General features: G+C 34.0%; 2 protein-coding genes. One reads left to right on the forward strand and one right to left on the reverse strand.

Annotated features, from left to right (window positions below; translation table 11 throughout):
- The first annotated feature begins 917 nt into the window (after positions 1-917).
- Positions 918-1,157 (forward strand): hypothetical protein, encoded by a 240-nt coding sequence (locus tag F6K13_RS28040; protein ID WP_124142970.1) that lies wholly within the window; start codon positions 918-920, stop codon positions 1,155-1,157.
- A 315-nt stretch (positions 1,158-1,472) separates the two neighbouring features.
- On the opposite strand, the gene F6K13_RS28045 is transcribed toward F6K13_RS28040, so the two are convergent.
- Entirely contained in the window at positions 1,473-2,141 is a 669-nt protein-coding gene (locus F6K13_RS28045; RefSeq protein WP_124142969.1) for a pentapeptide repeat-containing protein, read from the reverse strand.
- Positions 2,142-2,523 lie beyond the last annotated feature (382 nt).

The raw sequence follows: 2,523 nt of genomic DNA on the forward strand, positions 1-2,523 counted from the left end.
ACCTTTCCCAGTAACACTTTCAATCTTGAGAGCCAACTGTTTTTTAGCAGAACTTTGTACTCTCCAGTAGGTAACAACTCTATTTAATATAATTATAGATATAGCAGTCTTATTTGAATTGTGAGAGATTGTAGATTTTTAGGGAACAGGGAATATCTTCACTGGGAAAAGGGAAGAAAGAAAAGAACTGTATCTTATCAATATGATCACCGTTAGATTTTAGACTTTTCAGAAATAGTCAAATTCTCAAATTTGATTCGGCGTTGCTATATATAGGTTTTGGTTGGTTTCTGTTAGCACTTAATCCAACCTTATATATGATATGAAATCCGGTTATACAGTTATCACACTTTCTACTTCCATTCAATGCAGACATAAAATGCTGGAATATCCCCAGATAATTCCCACTCTCATCTTTCCTTTCTCCTGACTCGGTCCTCCGCTCATTATAGGATAACTAATTATCCGGAGACTATATTAGGAGAAATAGTAGACCATATTTATCTTACTTTTTCCTTCTCCATACCACAAAATAGTCAATCTATCAATCTGCCGAAAAATTAGGCGAGGAATATTAGTCATTCATGGTAAAAGAACTGAAGAGTCTTTGCTTCTCAAAACAACGAGATTGTAGGTATTTGGAGCTTAATTTTTTTAAAAAGTAATAAATACCTTTTTGATTATAGTATTATTTAGAATATCACAAAATCTAGCTTAAGTGTTAAAAATATTGAAACCTCGTTAAATTAATCAGAGAAATTTTCCGATTTTTTGTCATCAAGTCCTGACAAAATTAAAAATTTTCAAACTAAAAGACTAAAATATATAACTAAAACTTAAGGATAAACCTAAATTTGTGAGATATGGTAATTTTTGTAGCGATCGCTTAACAAGCAAGATATTTCCTATAAAATATAATGACTAATTATTCAGGCATAACTTCAAACATCAAAGAAATAGACATTACCAAAACCCTCCAATACTTAGCTAGTGGTTTAGTGGAGTGGGAAAAGTTAGATTTGGATAAGCGCAATGAACTTTCAAAAGCTCTCCCCATTGGAATATCGAAAATATTGGCAATTTCAATATTTAGAATTAAATTTTCGGAAATATTGTCAATTTTTTTAGTTTGGATTGAATATTTTGAAAAGCCGTAGAGACCTGAAAATTATGGCAAAATATAAGGGAAAAGAAGAAAGGGAAAAATAAAGGAGACAATTAATCTCGATCGTGAAATCTAAAAATTATATTCAGATATAGAAATAGTTACTAATGATTGGAATTCAATCTTTTGATTTGGTATTTCATATCATACATACATATAACAGGGAACAGTAGGAAAAACATTTATCTTTATTCGCTTCATCATCAGCATCAGTCAAACGTCAACTCGTTCGCGTGTTATAATATAATGCTAAAAATGTAAGAAAGCCTGAGCCATGCAACTTAGCATTGGTGTCAGGCTTTAGGTACTAATCTTGCATACTTCTTTGAAACTCTTCATAACTTGCGCCATCTGGCATTATGACTCCCTGGAGAGCTACTCCATCTATACTCAAATTGGAAATATTAGCACCCAAAAGACTTGCTTCATTTAAGTCTGCAGCACTCAAAATAGCTTCTGTCAAATCAGCTCTCATTAAACTAGCTCCAATTAAATCTGCTCCTGCCATATCTGCTCTGGTAAGGTTAGCTCCAATTAAGTCTGCTTCATTAAGAATAGCGCGTCGGAAATTCACGCCATATAAGTTGGCCCCGTGCAAGTCTGTTTCACAGAGTATAGCTCTTGAGAGGTCAGCATTAATCATATTAACTTGACTAAAATTAGAACGACTTAAGTCTGCTCTGGTAAGTTTTGCTCCTGTTAAGTCAGCTTTGTTGAGTTTAGCCCCTGCCAGAATAGCTCCAGATAAATTTGCCCCACTTAGATCCGCTCCAATTAGATTAGCTCGACTAAGATTAGCTTTGGCCAGATTTACTCGACTGAGATTAGCCCGACTAAGGTTAGCACCGATTAAGTCTGCTTCAAAAAAATTAGCCCCTTCTAATTCAGCTTCTAGCAAATGTACTTCATGTAGATAAACACCACTGAAATTTCTTTCTCCTCTTGCGTACTGCCTTAATAATTCGTCTATTTTCATAATATGTTCATCAAAACTTTTCTTTGAAATATACTCCCAGCAGAATAGATAAACAGGATATTATGCCAATTTGATAAATATTTGCTACAAATAGTTAGGCTATTTCTTAGGAGTCAACCCACCCCTAACCCCTCCCAGGAGGGTAACTCAGGAGTCAGGAGAACCGAGTCAGAATGAATTGCTTCAATACCAGTTTTTAGGTCGTAAATTCTCTTTTTTGTCAAAGGGAAATTTACTCTAAAATCTTTTTATTGCACTTATTATTCAAACACATTCTTTTTTCAAATTAGTATTATACCAGGAGGAAGAAGGAAAAATCTGGCGTTGTCTGAGTTTTAAGCTTTTGATATGTCCTAACCTTTCCTTCAACTGCTATTTATCA

Source organism: Okeania sp. SIO2B9, assembly GCF_010672505.1.
Lineage (GTDB): Bacteria > Cyanobacteriota > Cyanobacteriia > Cyanobacteriales > Microcoleaceae > Okeania > Okeania hirsuta.

Coding starts and splice junctions, on each gene's coding strand:
- F6K13_RS28040 (WP_124142970.1), top strand. CDS start 918: ATGACTAATTATTCAGGCATAACTTCAAACATCAAAGAAATAGACATT.
- F6K13_RS28045 (WP_124142969.1), bottom strand. CDS start 2,141: ATGAAAATAGACGAATTATTAAGGCAGTACGCAAGAGGAGAAAGAAAT.